Below are 16506 nucleotides of genomic sequence, written 5' to 3' on the forward strand. Positions count from 1 at the left end.
TAGCGTTTATATTTGATGATATGCAAACTATAAGGATAACCACATCACAAAACATTGATATTGACTACGAAGTTGCCGGCCTGGGCGAACGTATTGTTGCTTACCTGATTGACATGGCCATGTTTATAGTGATATTCATTGCTGCAATGATCGTGATGTCGATGTTAAACATCCTAAATTCCGAAGGCGCACTAATTGGCGTTTTGGTGATTATATATGCATCACTATACGTGTTTTATGATTTGGCTTGCGAAATTGCCATGAACGGGCAAAGTGTTGGTAAGCGCATCATGAAAATAAAAGTGATAAGCCTTGACGGAGCCCGGCCAAGGTTTAGCCAATACTTGTTACGCTGGCTGTTCAGGATCATTGATTTTTTCCCCGGCACAATGCATTTGTGTGGGTTGATAAGTGTAGCCGTATCTGATAAATCGCAGCGCGTAGGCGATATGGTTGCCGGTACTACACTCATCCGCACCCAGGCACGTACAAAAATCAATAATATAGCTTTCAGCCCCTCTGCCGATGATTACCAGCCGGTTTTTGCTGCTGCTGCCAGCCTTAACGATAAAGATATTGAATTGATAAATGAGGTAATAAACAGCTACATTAAAAATCGCAACAGCGTGTTGGTGTTTAATATGGCACAGCGCATCAAAGATCTTTTAGGGATAACTCCGCCAGCCGAAATGAACGATATGTTGTTTTTGCAAACTATTATAAAAGATTACAGCCACATTGTAGCTCAGGCAGATGTGCTGTAATGTAGGTAAATGCCATACATTTTAATGCAGTAACTGATAAGTACTATACTGCCAACAATCATAAACAAGATTTTTTTTACCGCGAACTTTTTGGTGTCGAGTTTAAAATAACTATCGGCGATGCCGTAAGCAAAAAATAAAATGAGGGGAATGGCAGGAGGGTATAATACAAGGCTTTTATGTAAATCGCCTTGTACAAGGGCAACTACGGAACGCTGAAAGCCGCAGCCGGGGCAATCAATCCCCGTTAAATATTTAAATGGGCAGGGTATTAAATGATTTTGCAGCCAGTGGATAAAACCCAACTGACTGCAAAATAATGGTAATGTGCTATAATTAGGCAGCATTAAGCTTGCGGTGGCGTATTAGGATTAAACGGATCCTGATAATCTTTTGAAGGATCATATGGTTGGAAGCCCGCAAAACCAGCACCTGCGGGGCCTATGTATTGATACTTTCCGAAACCCAGAATCGGGAAGAATATGTAAGGTAACAGAATCATGCCAACGGTAAAGCCCTCACTTTGCCCAAAACTTTTACTCAATAAATTCAAAGCCCAAATAGCAAAGATGAAACTGGTACATGGAAAAAATATTACAATTAACCACCACATTGGTTTCCCGATAATTTCTAGTAAGACAATTAAATTGTAGATGGGAATTAATGAAGCCCAGCCAGGCTTGCCTGCTTTTTCAAATATCTTCCACATACCAATAGCGCAAATTACACCAGCTATAAGCCCGGGAATCATAAAGATACCCATAATAGCAAAAATAAAAGGCGCCCCGGGATTTGACGGATCGTAGTTTTCCATGTTTTTAAGGTTTGAGTGTTTTTATAAGTTTTAGTTGTTGCAAAATATAAATTTTTTAAACAAAAATTAAGCGCTCCATCATATTTATTACAAAGCTTGGTTAGCTTATTATTTTTAAATTTGACGCCAATGGTAAGGGAGCAAATTTCGGTATTTGATATGTTTAAGATAGGGATAGGGCCATCAAGCTCGCATACCCTTGGGCCCTGGCGTGCCGCCCAGCAGTTTGTACTATCGTTGCAACTACAGGAGGTGCTGCCGGTTGTTAACCAGGTGCAAATACTGCTTTATGGCTCTTTAGCAAAAACAGGCAGGGGGCATGGCACTGATATTGCCGTACTGCTGGGCCTAAGCGGAGATGATCCCGTAACTTTTGAGGTTGACCAGATTACCCCGAAAATTGACCATATTGCCTCTTCGCATAAATTGATATTGGGTGGGGTTAAAGAAATTGAATTTTCGGTAATTGACGACCTGCTGTTTTTGTTTAACGAAAGTTTGCCTTTTCACCCTAATGCTGTCACTTTTCAGGCGTTTTTGAGTAATGGCAAAGCGATATCCGAAACCTACTACTCCATAGGCGGAGGATTTGTAGTTAAGGATGGTGCATCAGCCCAGTCAAAACATGAGGTCGATCTGCCGTTCCCGATTGATACTGCTGCCGATTTATTGCATTGGTGCATAAAAACCGGCCTTCGCATTTCAGAAGTGGTTATGGAAAACGAACTGGCCTGGCGTAGCGAACATGAAACACGTGCCGGTGTACTCCATATTTTTAATGCGCTAAAAGAATGCATGTATCGTGGCTGTCATACTACCGGCCAGTTACCCGGGGGATTAAATGTTGCCCGCAGGGCTTTCAAACTAAATGCCAAACTACTGGGTAACCGGCCTTACAATAATTACGAGGAATGGATTATCGCTATACGACAAACAGGCGATAGTTTTAAAAATATATTGGATTGGGTAAGCTGCTTTGCGCTGGCAGTGAATGAAGAAAATGCTTCATTTGGCCGAGTAGTTACCGCACCTACAAACGGGGCCGCCGGCGTTATCCCAGCCGTATTACAATACTATATTGTTTTTTGTGAGGGTAATACCGATGAGAAGATCATCCAGTTTTTACTAACCGCATCCGAGATTGGCAGCATCTTTAAAAAAGGGGCTACGATATCCGCCGCGATGGGCGGTTGCCAGGCCGAAATCGGCGTTTCATCGGCTATGGCTGCGGCTGCTCTGACCGAGTGCCTTGGCGGCACGCAACGCCAGGTACTCATGGCTGCCGAAATAGCCATGGAACATCACCTCGGCCTTACCTGCGATCCTATTGGCGGCCTGGTGCAAATCCCCTGCATCGAACGTAATACCATGGGGGCCATAAAAGCCATTACGGCTTCGCAGTTAGCGCTGCAAAGTAATCCCGAAAAAGCTAAAGTAAGTCTTGATGCCGTAGTGAGAACAATGTGGCAAACTGCGCTTGATATGAATTCTAAGTATAAAGAAACATCCGATGGCGGGCTGGCTATTAATATACCTATCAGTTTGCCGGAGTGTTAGCTAATGATGTGCAAATGTGCAGATTTCAGATATGCAAATGATAGATAAAGAGGCAATGTGGTCAAAAGGGTTGATTTCGGAGGCTTGAAAGAGCATCATTTACTCAACATTATATCTGTATACAACTCTGCCCAGATTACCATCGGCATCAATTCCTTCCACGGTTACGCGGTAAGTGCCTTTGGTATCGGCGTTAAAAAACTCAAATTCGGTAGCGCCTTTGTCAACAATAACGGTTGGGTTCCAATAAATGGTTGTCCGCAAATCGGGCTTTGAGTTGCTCTCATTGTTCTTATCATATTTGGGCGAATAAAACTCCCTTGCTTTGTATAATCCGTTTGATTGGTATGTGATAACATCTGGAGTTGATTGTTTAATTACTGCGCCCGAATGTTTCCTTGAAATCAGGTAAAGTACTTCCCTTGCGCCTGTTGTCATATCCATTTGCCCGGTTGTTCTTATCACTTCGGCACTTTCAATATCTGTTAGTAATAGGGTGCTAAAAATGGCAGGGTCAATTATACTTCCGTCAAGCTTTACCGTCATTGGTGGCGGGTTTGGGTAATATTTAGCTATAGATCGTGCAGTATAAAAGGAAGCGCCTTCCGCCGAGCTCCTCATCTCGATACCACGCAGGCGTACGCCCAAAAAAGTACTCAGGCTTTCTCCGGTCGGCTCTTTCGGAAAATCGTTTATCACCTGGTCGGGATGTTCTGCATGGCTAAAAATGTCTTTTGGCGCATCCTTTTTGTCTTTTATCACCACTTCTTTAAGCTGTATAGTGCGCTTATCTAAGCTTAGTTTGAGTTGTTGTTTAACCTGCTTTTGGTAAGTAGATAATTCTTTTATCGTATCCTTTTCGCCGGATGTGTTTCTAAACGGCAATGATTTATAGCCGGATAGCGTATCAAGCACAACCATTACATTTTTTTTATCCTTATCAGTGCGGGCCTGTATTACGTACCGGGCACTATCCTCAGGAAGCCTGTTAAAGCTGAATTTTCCGTTTTCATTGGTTACGGTATCCAACATAAAAATGCCCGCTTTGGTTGTTAACAGCTTTACTTTGCCGTTAGGTACCGGTTTGCCATCTAAGGTTTTTACGTATCCGGAAATCTGCAGTGATTTTTCGGCTTCAAATAGCGGTTGTTGATCTTTATTAGCTAATACCTGTTTCCATTCAAAACGACGATAACCTTGCGTAAGCATCAAAATATCCAGGTCGGCCCGGGTTTTATCGGTTATATCAGTAAAGTAATAGTTGGGCTGCTCGATATACCCGTTAATATCCGAAGTAAGTAGCAAATTGTTCAGGATCGTGTTTTCTGACAATTCATCCACAGGTATAAAATCTTCGTTGATCACAGATACCGAAAAGCTTCCGGTAATATTGCTACCATTGGCAGTTTTAGCATCTAAGCTAAGTTGTACCTTTTGCCTGGCTGTTAAGGGTTTGCTTACCGGTGTTATGTTGAGTTTGAGCGCATCGTTATTTTGGATAAAGACTACACGTTCGTTAAGCGGTTCGCCATTAGCAGCAAATAGTGTAAATCGTGTTATCCCCGTCGGGAAACGTTTTTTATCGATAACAGTATTGAAGCTTTGTGCCGCCAGCCTGAAGGCGGCTGTATAAAAAATTTTACCACCCGATTGTGCAAGCAGGTAATAGCCTGTGCTTTTTTGAGTTTCAAATAGTTTATTTGAGGCAACTATGCGCACACTTAAACTATCTGCCTGTGTATTATTAATGGCGATGGCAAAACCATCGTCACGTGCTTTTGGTAAATCAAAGCTATACCGGCTACCATTTTTACACGTTATTTTAACTTTATAAAGTTTGCCTGCTGTTGGTGTAATAGCAAATACCCCCATCCCCAAATGATGGGTTTTAAATTCCGCTACTTCATTGTCGTCATTATCTGTTACTAATCCTTCCAAGTCTTCGCCCAGTCCTTTTTCATCTACCGACTTTACGGCTACTTTTGATCGCAGGCCGTTAATGAGTAGGCCTCCCTCCGGGAAAAACTGCACATCGGGCTTAGCCGTTATATTTTGTTTTTTTGCCTTTACCGTTTGTAAATCGCCTATGCTTATCTGTTGGCTAAAGAAATATGCCGGACCATCGTTACGCATCCAATTAGTATACGCCCTTAATTGATATTTACCCGTTTTTAATAAGGCGGGCAAGGCAATATCGCCCCAGCCTATGCCCGAGCTTAAAGGCATGGCCATCCGGCTTATTACCGAATCTTTTGCCGTAAGTAATTCAACATGCACCACATTGCTGATTGCCGATAAGGAGTGGTTTTCGCCGGTTACTACATAAGCCTTAAACCAAATGGTATCGCCGGGCATATACCCTTGTTTATCAAAGTGCAGATGAACTTTCTCTACCGGATTTGCCAATGAATATTTTTCGAGCGAATTGACCGTGCGCGCCAAAAACGCCGAATCGGTTTGGGCAAGGCTGTTCAATGCGTAAAATAAAGTAAACAGGAAAATGAAGGTTAGGCTAAGTTTCATTTTAAAAAAATAAATGTACCATTCTGGATACGTACGCAATGAATGAACTGCTACCAACCCGGTTTACTCCACCTTATAGGTATAAACCTGCCGGCCAAGGTTACCCTCAACATCAATCCCTTCAATTAAAATGCGGTAAGTGGCTTTTGCATCGGCATTAAAGAACGAGAATGTGGCATTGCCATCTTTATCCGTTATAATATTAGGTTTCCAGTATATCGTTGAGCGTAAATCCTGCATCTGTGTATTGGTTTTAGGATCGTCATATGCCGGCGAATAAAATTCGCGGGCTTTATAATATCCCTTTGGTGCATAGGTTACTACACCTGGCGCATAGCGGTTGTAAACAGAGCCATCGCCGCCCCGCCTGGTAGTGATAACCAAAACGCCACCGCCGCCACGGAAACCATAAATTGCCGTATTGCCTATCGTACGTAAAACTTCCACCCCTTCAACGTCACTTGTGGTTAAGTTATTTAAATAATCGCCTTCAACCTCAACGCCATCAACCATAATGGTCATGGGCTGGTTTTGGCTGCGGGTTGAGTAGGGCACCCCATTTTTGAAAATCACCCCAAATATTTTCATTTGTAAGGCATTGGTAAACGTGCCACCCATGTTTTGAAAGTCCTTGTAAGTAAGTACCTGGTCGGCATTGCCGGCACCATTTAAATTGTTAGAGTTTTTAATCAGGTCTTTTTTATCCTTCACGTCTTTTATAAACACTTCTTTTAAAACAATGGTATGGTTGCCAATACCATATTTAATATCCTCATTAAACTTGCTTTTACTGTTTTTAAGGTACACTGACTGTCCATCGCTGATGTTTACCTGTACATCGGGTGCGTTTTTGTTTTTGCCAACGGCTTGCGGGGCAATATTATCAAGCTCAATTTCCAGGTTTTTGCGGTCTTTGGCCGTGCGTGCCTGTACTACAAAACGAATGCTGTCCCTGAACACCAGGTCTTTAAAAACAAAGTTTCCTTTGTCGTCAGATACCGTATCGAGAATAAAAATGCCTCCTGATGTGGTGAATAAAGTCACTTTACCACCCACAACCGCCTTGCCGCCAAAAGTTTTCAAATGGCCCGATACCTGTAAAGTTTTTTCGGGTTTGTAAACTATAGGGCTAAAACTGTCATTCAATATTTTTTTCCATTCAAAACGGCGATAGCCCTGGGTAAGGAGCAGGGCATCAAGGTCGGTTTGGGCGCTTGCGTTGTGAAAGTAGTAGCCTGGTTTTTCGATATAACCTTTTAAATCGGATGTAAGCAGGATGTTTGATAAAATGCTTTCTTCTGCCGTTTCATCAACCGAAACTTTCGACAGATCTATAACCGCGGCCGAGAAGCTGGCGCTTACAGGTTTATCCTCTACGTTTTTGGCGTTCAGGCTAATGGTCACTTTTTCGCGGGGGGCATACTTCTTCTTATCGGCAGATAACGACAGTTTTAAATCGTCGTTATTTTTTACAAAAACCAGGCGCTCGTTTAGCGGCTCGCCCTTATCTGAAAATAAAGTGAATTGCACAATACCCGAAGGGAATTTGCTTTTGGGTACTTCGGCGGTAAAAGTCTTTCCGCCATCGGCACTGTTGCCTGCGTAATAAATCTCGCCGCCCACCTGCGCTACCAGCAAAAGCCCGGCTGTAGGTGTAGCACTATCTAACAAATCTTTGCCCGGCAGTATTTTAATCAAAATATTGTCGTCATATGAATTGTCAATAGCTAAGGAGTACGCGTTATCAACCGCCTTGGGCAAATCAAATATTCCTTCAGTTCCGTCGGGATAGGTAATGCGTGCCTTGTAAGTTTTTCCCGTCGTCGGCAGAAATTTGAAAACACCCATACCCAGGTGAGTACTATTAAAATTGGCAGTTAACTGGTTTTGCTCATCTACTATAGTACCCTTTACATCTACCCCCAAACCATCGGCGCCAATAGCCTTAAATGCTATTTTTGAATTTACCCCATTAATAAGGCTGCCGCCTTCGGGAAAAAACTGAACATCAATTTTGTTGGATACTGCCTTTATGGCAATGGCTTTCTCGGCCATTTTCTTCTCGGCATATTTAATGGTGGTTAGTATTTGGCCGGTGGCGGCTAAATCGTTAGTTGTATTTATAAAGCTTGCATCAATATTGCCTTTATCATCAGTAATCCCCTTGCCTTTAAAAACGGTTTTCCCGTTTAGTTGTATGTGATAGCTTACCTCTTTAGCCACATAAGGTTCGCCGTTAATGTTGCTATAGCTAATAAGTGCGCTTACCTTTTGTTTGCCGTTTTGAGTGGAATAAGTAAACGCAGTTTTAGTAAAAACGTTATTGCTGATGCTATTTGTAACGGTGATGGTTTTATCAAAAAAATAAACATCGCTTTCGTTACGCATCCAGTTGGTATAAGCGCGAATGCGGTAGTTGCCTTCTTTCATCGAATCGGCAAGGGCAAAATCGCCGCTGGCCAGGCCGCTGATAAGCGGGAGTTTGATGCTTCGTTTTACAGAGTCGTTTTCGTCAATCAGGTCTACATTCAAAATCTCACTTAGTGCCGAGAGCTGGTGTTTGCTGCCGATAGTTACATAAGCTTTAAACCAGATGTCATCGCCAATGGCATAACCTGGTTTATCAAATTGCAGGTAAACTTTTTCCTGCGGATGCTCGGCCCGCCATTTATAAAGCTGGTCGACCATTTTGTGCAGCAGCTCTTCGCCCGGCCCTTTAAAACTCAATATAGCTGTAGCAATAACAGTTATCAATAAACCGGTAAAAAGACGTTTGTTTTTCATCAGGTAAATAATTTTCAATCTACGGAAAATATTATAATAATATTATAACAAGTGTGTTACGGGAAGGGAGGCAGGCGGTTTAGGTTTTACGTATTACGTTATAAGTTTTACGTTGAAAGAACGGAGCTTAAAGTTATGGTTTTTGTTTTTCATGGGTAAAGGTTTTGGATAGTTGGCGGTTTGACTGTTGGTTTAGGTAAAGGTTTAATCAGTCAGAAAAAAAAGCGAACATATTTCTTACGACTAAAGGTTAATTAGCCCAAAAAAACGTCCAACGTACCACGTCCAACTTACAACGTCCTAAAACTTATTCTTCCACATCATACTTTCAACCGGGCGGGTGGTAGGGTTGTTGTATTTGGCGTTGTTTTTGGTGTTATACAGGGTTTCAATTTCGCCTTCAACAACAAAATATATCAGCTGGCCAATGGGCATGCCGGCGTATACGCGCACGGGTTGGGCGCATGATATTTCAAGTGTCCAGGTGTTGCAAAAACCAACATCGCCTTTGCCGGCTGTGGCGTGTATATCAATACCCAAGCGGCCGGTGCTCGATTTTCCTTCCAAAAAGGGTACATGTTTATGGGTTTCGGTATATTCTACCGTTACGCCCAGGTAAAGGGTGTTGGGCTGCAGTACAAAGCCCTCTTTAGGTATCTCAAAGGCATCAATCTCGTTATGTTTTTTGGCATCAAGTACCCTATCGCGGTAAGTAGCCAGGTGTTTACTCAAATGCACATCGTAGGAGTTTGTGCCAAGTTGCTCACGCGCAAATGGTTCAATAATGATGGTCCCTTTTTCTATTTCTTCGAGGATGCGCTTGTCAGATAATATCATAGCAAAATTTGATGAGGGGCGAAAATATGACTAATTACCGCAACAGGCAATAGTAAACAACCAAACATTGTTGAAATTGATTGTTGAATAGAATTTGGTATACAGTTAATTAAAAATCAATCGTTTATGAATATGATATGGCAATTATTATAATTAAATTTATTTGGCATAAGTTTGCGTCCGATTTTGCAATTTTACTTTTATGGCGATAGCGTACCGGCAGCGTATTGATGATGATACTGAGTTTGCACTCTGGAAAATAGAGGAGCAGGCTGATGACCTGTACAAACAATTGCAATTGGATGAAGCCGAGAAAGCGTATGTTGAAAAGCTAAGCCATAGTAAGCGTTACCTGCACTGGTTGGGTACCCGCGTATTGTTGCGTAAAATGCTGAGTACTGATGAGTATATTGATTGCAAAGTTGACGTACATGGCAAACCTTACCTGGTAAACCTGCCATACCATATCTCGCTGAGTCACTCGTTTGATTATGCCGCGGTGATGATCAGTAAAACTCATAAGGTAGGCATTGACATTGAACAGATAAAAGAAAAAGTTGAGCGTATAGCCCCTAAGTTTATGCGCCCAGATGAGCTTGCTTTTATTGGCGGGGATAAAAAAATAGAACACCTTTATGTTTGCTGGTGCGCCAAAGAAGCCGTTTATAAATGCAACGGGCAAAAAGAAGTATCATTTGCCGATAACATTTTTTTAGAGCCTTTTAACTTTGAACACCACGGCGTGCTGAATGCCAATTTGCATAAAAATGAACTTAATTTGGACTACACAGTTGGCTATATGCAATACGCCGATTATATGATTGGCTACGTAAAAGAAGATAAGTGATGAAGAATAAGAAAGTATTTTTCCAGGATTGGGGCCTGATAGATTACCAGCAGGCCTGGGGCAGGCAGGAAGACCTGTTTGCTGCAACGGTAAAAACCAAGCTTGATAACCGTAATAACGAGCTGGCTTATGCCGAGGCAGCTAAAACATTGGTGCCTGCCGATGTATTTGACCCCTTTGAAGCCGACGAAACCTTCAATTACCTTGTTTTTTGCGAACATCCCCATGTATATACCTTAGGCAAAAGCGGCAAAGCCGAGCATTTACTATTGGATGAAGCCGGGCTGAAAGAAAAACAGGCCGTTTACTATCCTATTAACCGCGGCGGTGATATTACCTATCATGGTCCGGGGCAGATAGTATCATACCCGATATTGGACCTTGATAATTTTTTTACCGATATTCACCTGTACCTGCGCACGCTGGAGGAGGCTGTAATATTAACCCTGGCCGATTATGGTTTAAAGGCCGGCCGTTACCCAGGTTACACTGGTGTTTGGTTTGATGCTGATAACAAAAAGGCCCGCAAAATTTGCGCTTTGGGCGTGCGGTGCAGCCGTTGGGTAACCATGCATGGGCTGGCATTTAACGTAAATCCCAACCTTGATTATTTTAAAAACATTGTGCCTTGCGGTATTGATGATAAAGCTGTAACCTCGATGCAGCAGGAACTTGGCTACGAGGTAAATATAAATGAAGTAAAAGAAATCCTTAAGCACCACATTTCCGTATTGTTTGATATGGAGATGTTGTCATGAAAGCACTATTTTTAATTTTATTTTCGATAAGCGCGCTAACCGCGTGCTCAAAAAAGACCGACCCGATGCAAAACATGAATAGCGGGCCCATTCCGCCGCCTGCAGATACATTACCGGTAACCGGCGCTGCAACAGATACCCTGAGCTACCTTGCACTTGGCGATTCATATACTATAGGGCAGTCTGTTACCGCGGCAGAGTCGTTCCCTTATCAGCTTGCAGCCGTTCTGCCAGGGTTTAAAGTAACCGAACCGACGATTATAGCCCGTACCGGATGGATAACCGACCAGCTGATAGCTGCGATTAAAAGCAGCACTATCAATGATAAAACATATGATTTTGTAACCTTGCTTATTGGTGTTAACGACCAATACGGAGGCTATAGTAAAGATAACTACCGTGTGAAATTTGCGGAGGTTTTAAAAATAGCCATTAAGTTTGCAAGAGGCAATAAAAAGCATGTATTTGTTTTATCTATTCCGGATTACGGTGTAACGCCCTTTGCCAATGGCAATGATGCCGTTATCGGTCCCGAAATAGACCTGTTTAATGCCATCAACCTGGATGAAAGCAAAAAGGCAGGGGTTAATTATGTAGATATTACCCCTATATCAAAGCAGGCAGCGTTTGATCTTACCCTGCTGGCCAATGATGGCTTGCATCCATCTGCCAAAATGTACTACCAGTGGGTATTAAAATTGATACCGGAAATGCAGGAGCAGCTAAAAAAATAGGCCCGGGTTTAAGCCGGTATTGATCGGTTTAAACCCAGGCCCGGTAATAAATTGTTAATTTTTATTAAGAAAAAACTTAGTCCAAAAATCGGTTGATTTGGATAGTTCGCTGCGGCTGCCTTCGGCACCGCCGCCGCCAAAGCCGCCTCCGCGACCGCCTCTGCCTCCACGTCCGCCGCCACCTCCCGTACCGCCGCCCCGTCCTCCGCGACCACCGCTGCCGGCCATGCTGCCACCTTGCCGTTCACCATTGTTTTCCGTTCCGTCGCCTTTTGGTTTTTGGATGCCGTTTATTTTAAAATTGAAAGCCCATTCGGTTTTAAATTGATCATCAGCATGAAAAAAACTCAGGGGTATGGCCATTTCATAAATGAGGTTACCTTCGGCATCATAATCAATGGCTGCTTTAATTCCGTAGGTATTTGAGGTAGTGATCATGTCGCCTTCAATATCTTTAAACCCAACCACCTTAATATCGCGCAGCTTGGTTATGCGTTCGCGCTGCAAATCGTCGCGGTCTTGCTGGGTAACTTCGGTATTGTCGTCGGGGCGCTTGCCAAAATCGGGTTTGCTGCCCGGTTCGGCTAAGGGGAAGGTGAGCGAGAAGCTTTCTTTCTTTTTACCTTTATTATCAATGCTTAGGGTGATGCCTGCATTCAGCGTGCGCATCTGATCCATTTTATCGGTTATTTTGATGGCGGCGTAAAGGGTTGCCTGGTCATTAGCCAAAGCGTAGTTTAGTTTCCGGTCTTCGTTAAAGTAGCGCAGGCTATCGCCCCAATCTTTGTCATCACCGTCTATTGTTATGGTTGGAGGTGGGGCTTGTAGCCTCGTCGGGCCGTTTTTTGATGCCTGTGCGTTTGCCGTGGCAATGGCAAAAACTTGTACTGCTAATGGGATGATAATGCAAACAGCGATTTTTTTCATGATGTTTAGATTGTCCGGTGTGTAGCAGGCACACCGTTGGGGTATGTTTTTAAGTGAATTGAACACGATTTTACTATTTTTATTATTGTTTTTGAGTAATTTTGTAGTTACGTATGCCAACTGAAACACAGGAAGAAACATTTACCCTCGAAGAATTACTGGCAGGACTTAAGGAAGTTCACCGCCTGATATTATGGAACGATGATTTCAACACGTTTGACCATGTGATCCATTGTATGATGAAGTACCTGGATTACTCCGAATCGCAGGCCGAGAAAATTGCCTGGAAGGTACACAACGAAGGCAAATGCGCAGTGTTGGAAGGCTCGTTTACCGAAATGGAGATATACCGTAAAATTCTTCAGCAAGAAGGATTGACCGTATCGGTTGATTAAATTTTTGACAGCACTTCAGGAATTGTATCTTGCCTTATATGAAAAGATACGCCATACTCCCCGCCATAGTTTTATTGCTGTTGTGCCTGGTAACGTACAACGTTAAAGCACAAAACAAAAATCTTAAACTGATTTTTATACGGCATGCCGAGAAGCCTGCTGATGGTGATAACCTTTCCTGTATAGGCCTAAATCGTGCCCTTAAACTTCCTGAAGTTTTGAAAGCCAAATTTGGGTTGCCCGCTCAAATTTATGTACCTGCACTGCATCTAGGTAAAACAACCCCAAGAGCAAGAATGTTCCAGACTGCTTCGCCCTTTGCCAGCAAATATAACTTACCTGTTAATACCAAGTTTGAGGAGGAAGACGCCAAAGACCTGGCCGATGACCTGGAAGGCAAAAAAGGCACCATCCTGGTTGTTTGGGAACACAACTATATTAAACCGGTAATAAAAGCCCTGGGCGTTAAAGTTAAAGGGATGGATTGGCTCGATGACGATTACGATAGTATATGGATTGTAACCTTTAAAAATGGTGAACCAGTTTTAACAAAGGATAAAGAGGGGATAAAGCCGGTAGGGAATTGTAGTTTGTAGGTTAATAAAATCGTCATTGTGTGTGACCACCAGTCTACGCTGTAAAAAACAGTAATAACATATATGGGTATCACAGCTTTCTCGAGACCGTCATTGCGAGGTACGAAGCAATCTCCAAACTATGCAGCGAAAGCTATTTGGGTACTCCCAATAGATAGTTGTAACGACAGCATCGGCCCGCTCAATTGCCGCGGGAGGGCTGTTACTTTGTCTTGATACAAAGTAACCAAAAATCAAGTCATCAGAAATGCTTCTTTGCAGCACTGGCCTTTGCCCTGCAAAACGGCCAAAACCTGGGCTGGGATTATTTTGCCCCCGGTGCACTTAGCCCTACACTGCAAAAACTCCCTATGCTGTTCTGCTGACGATTTGAGGACGACGAAAGTCTTGGCAAAAAAAACGTATTTTTATAATCAATTATTCGCAATGAGGGGTGGTAATAGCACGATAACAAACAAAAAAGGTGCCTATCAGAGCACCTTTTTAACTTATAACAATATCCTGATTATCCAACCAAATAATTCCAGCTGTGAGTATCTTCGGCACGGCCGTATTTAATGGCATCAAGGGTGGCCAATACTTTTTGCGAAAACTCGCGTGTTTTTGGATCGCTCAGGAAATACTCCTCGCCATCAACACTGATAGAGCCTACTGATGCTATGGTTGCGGCTGTGCCTGCGCCAAAAGCATCAGTCAGTTTGCCGGTTTTGGCGCCTTCAATAATTTCGGCAACCGAAACTTTGCGGGTTTCAACCGGGATGCCCCACTCTTTGGCCAAAGCAATAACCGTATCGCGGGTTACGCCATCTAAAATGGTGTCTTTTGCTTCGGCGGTTATCAGTTTGCCATCCAGCATAAACATGGCGTTTGCGGCACCCATTTCTTCAACGTATTTATGTTCTTTGGCATCTGTCCATATCAATTGGTCAAAGCCTTCTTCTGCCGCTTTGCGTGCGGGCAGCATCGAACTTCCGTAGTTACCTGCAGCTTTTGCGTAGCCCATACCGCCTTCGGCAGCGCGGGTGTAATAGGTTTCAATTTTTACGCGCAGTGTTTTTGAAAAATACGGGCCAACCGGGCCGCACAATACCATGTATTTGTAAGTTGCCGATGGCGTTACGCCCAGGTAAGGGTCTGTAGCAAACATGAACGGGCGGATGTATAAAGCATGGTTTGGTTTTGATGGCACCCAGTCGCGGTCAAGGTCAACCACGGCGGCCATACTTTGTAAAAATATTTCTTCGGGCAGGGTAGGCATACAAAGCCTTTCTGCCGATTTGTTAAAACGGATAGCGTTTTTATCAGGGCGGAAAATGGTAACCTTTCCATCGGCATGTTTGTAGGCTTTTAAACCTTCAAAAAATGACTGGCCGTAATGTAAGGCCGAAATTGCCGGGCTTAAACCAATCTCGCCGTAGGGAACGACCTGCAGGTTTTTCCATTCACCATCAGCATAATCGGCCACAAACATGTGGTCAGAAAATGTTTTTCCGAAAGGTAAGTTGTCAAAATCCGTTTCTGCTAAACGGGAATGCGTGGTCTTGGTGATCTTGATGTCCAGCGTCTCTGTCATGGCCTTAAAGTATTATTTATTAGAAAACGGCAAGTTAGGGATTTTTTTAATGAGTTAAGTTAAGGAATTGATACTAAGTGTGTTTTTTTGACGGAGGGTTGAAGAGTTATTAATTCTTCTTTAAGAACTTTTGATTTTTTATAACATCATATCCAAGTAAACCTTTGTCGAGCGTGAGTATGACTATGTCAAGATTTTTAAGGTTTGAGGTGTCACATGAAAATACCAGATCTCTTTGCACCTCTTCATATTCAACTTTTATATTAAGGATATAACAGCCATTTCTATTACTATAGGAATGCTCTGAATGTAAAATAGGCAAGGTTACAGAATATATGTCTCCTTTTCCCCAGTAAAAATTGACGGCCATAAAAAGGGCGGCAACTACGCCTCCCCAGGAAATTGTATTAAACACATATTGCCAGAGTAATCCACTTCCGTCTAAAGTTTGCCGAAGGGTGTTAAGAAAAAACGGTGTTGAAAGTACCCCGCTAATAATATATAAGGAAACAGGGATGTATATTGGAATGAATGTTTTTTGATAAACATGTATTTCAAATATGGTTGACGCCAATCCAATAAAAAATAGTATAGTAAAAAATATTTTACTATGTTGATTGTCGACTTGTTTGAGAGGAGCAATGTGTTTTTTCACAAATAAGTACTGATTGAAGAGTTCTAATTTTAAGCGCAGGGACTTACTTTCTGTAGATAGCAAATCGAGATCAGCGCTAATCGTTCTTGATTTGCCCCGTGCCTACCTAATTGATGTAAGGTTATCTTTATAAACAATCTTCCCACCCGGCCCTAATTCTAAATTACCGCCATTTACCACCCAATCTTTTACATCATCAGATATTCTCCAGATGCTGTTCAATTTATCGAGCCTTTTATCAATTAAACGTGATACTCTTATGCCCCAATTTTTATGCTTCTGCCTTAGTGCTTCATGTTCTACCCATCCGGCCTTATAAAAAATACGACCGGGCGAGATCAATGTTGGTGTTCTTTTACAATCGGTAAATTGTATGATGGGGTCTTTGTAATAATCAAACATAAATCGATCTTTGTTATCGCCTTGATTTAATTTAAATCCTTTCGGTTCTCTAAATTCATTTTTTAGCCAGAGTATAAAGCGATTGGAATCTATTGAATCTGTAATTTGGGTAACGGGTTCCGGTTTTTCCGCCTCAAAAGATTCTCCGATAAAGATGTCAACTTCGCCTGTATCGATAAGGACGTTCAATATACTTATCGTTTCGTCACGGGTTATAAAAAAGTTTAATTGGCTCATTGATGTGTAAGGGATTCAGGTTTGGCTTGAAGACTTACGAAGTTTTTAAAACTTCGTAAGTCTGGGAATATTCGCTATGCAATTCAAAAGTCTCCCCCTTCAG

The 16506-nt window shown here is 42.5% G+C and carries 16 protein-coding genes; 7 read left to right on the forward strand and 9 right to left on the reverse strand.

The window, feature by feature from the left end; genetic code table 11:
- Positions 1 to 20 precede the first annotated feature (20 nt).
- Positions 21 to 764, forward strand: coding sequence for an RDD family protein (locus tag AC1DV1_RS16290; protein ID WP_274209930.1), 744 nt, complete (start codon positions 21 to 23; stop codon positions 762 to 764).
- Here AC1DV1_RS16290 and AC1DV1_RS16295 read toward each other — a convergent pair.
- Both AC1DV1_RS16295 and AC1DV1_RS16300 read right to left on the reverse strand, forming a co-directional pair.
- Positions 746 to 1111, reverse strand: a complete 366-nt coding sequence (locus tag AC1DV1_RS16295) for a DUF2752 domain-containing protein (RefSeq protein ID WP_477361025.1) — start codon at positions 1109 to 1111, stop codon at positions 746 to 748. The two genes, AC1DV1_RS16290 and AC1DV1_RS16295, sit on opposite strands and share 19 nt — an antisense overlap.
- Positions 1111 to 1578 (reverse strand): DUF5684 domain-containing protein, encoded by a 468-nt coding sequence (locus tag AC1DV1_RS16300; protein ID WP_477361027.1) that lies wholly within the window; start codon positions 1576 to 1578, stop codon positions 1111 to 1113. The genes AC1DV1_RS16295 and AC1DV1_RS16300 overlap by 1 nt, the downstream gene beginning before the upstream one ends.
- 129 nt (positions 1579 to 1707) lie before the next feature.
- Here AC1DV1_RS16300 and AC1DV1_RS16305 point away from each other — a divergent pair, with 129 nt between their 5' ends.
- Entirely contained in the window at positions 1708 to 3135 is a 1428-nt protein-coding gene (locus AC1DV1_RS16305) for an L-serine ammonia-lyase (RefSeq protein WP_477361029.1), read from the forward strand.
- A gap of 99 nt (positions 3136 to 3234) precedes the next feature.
- Here AC1DV1_RS16305 and AC1DV1_RS16310 read toward each other — a convergent pair whose 3' ends face one another.
- The 3 genes from AC1DV1_RS16310 to dcd form a co-directional block, all read right to left on the reverse strand.
- Positions 3235 to 5658, reverse strand: a complete 2424-nt coding sequence (locus AC1DV1_RS16310) for a carboxypeptidase-like regulatory domain-containing protein (protein WP_477361031.1) — start codon at positions 5656 to 5658, stop codon at positions 3235 to 3237.
- 63 nt (positions 5659 to 5721) lie between these two features.
- On the reverse strand, positions 5722 to 8442 hold the full coding sequence (locus AC1DV1_RS16315) for a TonB-dependent receptor (protein ID WP_477361034.1): 2721 nt from the start codon (positions 8440 to 8442) through the stop codon (positions 5722 to 5724).
- 300 nt (positions 8443 to 8742) lie between these two features.
- Complete coding sequence (gene dcd / locus AC1DV1_RS16320) at positions 8743 to 9279, reverse strand: dCTP deaminase (protein WP_477361036.1); 537 nt, start codon at positions 9277 to 9279, stop codon at positions 8743 to 8745.
- 202 nt (positions 9280 to 9481) lie between these two features.
- Here dcd and AC1DV1_RS16325 point away from each other — a divergent pair, with 202 nt between their 5' ends.
- Genes AC1DV1_RS16325 through AC1DV1_RS16335 form a run of 3 tightly spaced genes read left to right on the forward strand, consistent with a single transcriptional unit; the run spans position 9482 to position 11618 of the window.
- The gene (locus AC1DV1_RS16325) at positions 9482 to 10126 is read left to right on the forward strand and encodes a 4'-phosphopantetheinyl transferase family protein (RefSeq protein ID WP_477361038.1); all 645 of its coding nucleotides are present in this window, start codon (positions 9482 to 9484) and stop codon (positions 10124 to 10126) included.
- The gene (lipB, locus tag AC1DV1_RS16330; protein WP_477361040.1) at positions 10126 to 10884 is read left to right on the forward strand and encodes a lipoyl(octanoyl) transferase LipB; all 759 of its coding nucleotides are present in this window, start codon (positions 10126 to 10128) and stop codon (positions 10882 to 10884) included. The genes AC1DV1_RS16325 and lipB overlap by 1 nt, the downstream gene beginning before the upstream one ends.
- Positions 10881 to 11618: an SGNH/GDSL hydrolase family protein gene (locus AC1DV1_RS16335; RefSeq protein WP_477361042.1), complete on the forward strand. Its 738-nt coding sequence runs from the start codon at positions 10881 to 10883 to the stop codon at positions 11616 to 11618. Before lipB ends, AC1DV1_RS16335 begins: the two co-directional genes overlap by 4 nt.
- A gap of 54 nt (positions 11619 to 11672) precedes the next feature.
- On the opposite strand, the gene AC1DV1_RS16340 is transcribed toward AC1DV1_RS16335, so the two are convergent.
- Positions 11673 to 12545: a hypothetical protein gene (locus tag AC1DV1_RS16340; protein ID WP_477361044.1), complete on the reverse strand. Its 873-nt coding sequence runs from the start codon at positions 12543 to 12545 to the stop codon at positions 11673 to 11675.
- Positions 12546 to 12658: 113 nt separating this feature from the next.
- On the opposite strand from AC1DV1_RS16340, the gene AC1DV1_RS16345 reads away from it, so the two are divergent.
- Both AC1DV1_RS16345 and AC1DV1_RS16350 read left to right on the forward strand, forming a co-directional pair.
- Positions 12659 to 12940 (forward strand): ATP-dependent Clp protease adaptor ClpS, encoded by a 282-nt coding sequence (locus AC1DV1_RS16345; RefSeq protein ID WP_147055964.1) that lies wholly within the window; start codon positions 12659 to 12661, stop codon positions 12938 to 12940.
- A gap of 38 nt (positions 12941 to 12978) precedes the next feature.
- Complete coding sequence (locus AC1DV1_RS16350; protein WP_477361046.1) at positions 12979 to 13536, forward strand: histidine phosphatase family protein; 558 nt, start codon at positions 12979 to 12981, stop codon at positions 13534 to 13536.
- Positions 13537 to 14041: 505 nt separating this feature from the next.
- On the opposite strand, the gene AC1DV1_RS16355 is transcribed toward AC1DV1_RS16350, so the two are convergent.
- From AC1DV1_RS16355 to AC1DV1_RS16365, 3 genes are all read right to left on the reverse strand, one after another.
- The gene (locus tag AC1DV1_RS16355) at positions 14042 to 15109 is read right to left on the reverse strand and encodes a branched-chain amino acid aminotransferase (RefSeq protein WP_477361048.1); all 1068 of its coding nucleotides are present in this window, start codon (positions 15107 to 15109) and stop codon (positions 14042 to 14044) included.
- 109 nt (positions 15110 to 15218) lie between these two features.
- Positions 15219 to 15764, reverse strand: a complete 546-nt coding sequence (locus AC1DV1_RS16360; RefSeq protein ID WP_477361050.1) for a hypothetical protein — start codon at positions 15762 to 15764, stop codon at positions 15219 to 15221.
- A gap of 102 nt (positions 15765 to 15866) precedes the next feature.
- Positions 15867 to 16403 carry a hypothetical protein gene (locus tag AC1DV1_RS16365; protein WP_477361052.1) on the reverse strand — a complete coding sequence of 179 codons (537 nt, stop codon included), beginning with the start codon at positions 16401 to 16403 and terminating at the stop codon, positions 15867 to 15869.
- Positions 16404 to 16506: the final 103 nt, after the last annotated feature.

The sequence above is a fragment of the Mucilaginibacter sp. P4_D1 genome (assembly GCF_056401935.1).